Source organism: Paenibacillus cookii, from assembly GCF_018333375.1.
Classification (GTDB): Bacteria; Bacillota; Bacilli; order Paenibacillales; family Paenibacillaceae; genus Paenibacillus_AQ; species Paenibacillus_AQ cookii.
The window spans coordinates 1-255 of record NZ_BORW01000131.1 but is presented as its reverse complement, the minus strand read 5'-3'; the positions used below and the strand labels follow the sequence as shown (position 1 = coordinate 255).

Sequence of the window (255 nt, the reverse complement as noted above, 5' to 3'; positions counted from 1 at the left end):
GTGACCAAACCCAAAAACCTCAAGGATGGAGGAAGTCACTTTGTATATTCTCCAAGAATGTCTGTTTTCCTTCGAAGAACTTTTAAAAATTCAACCCAAGGAGAGATTGCCGATCTTCTTCAGCTCTTTCGATCTGAGACCGTATGCCAAGGAACTGAGAAGCCGTTCACCCCGAGGCGCTGAGGGATACTGCAGACAAGGTATTCTACGAGCACTCTTGGCTGCGCCGCTTGAAGGAATAAGTACCTTTTCAGG

The 255-nt window shown here is 46.7% G+C and carries 1 pseudogene; it reads left to right on the top strand.

Annotated elements, in window-relative coordinates:
- Positions 1-40 precede the first annotated feature (40 nt).
- Positions 41-255, top strand: a pseudogene (locus tag KI367_RS26895) (transposase); the annotation flags it as partial.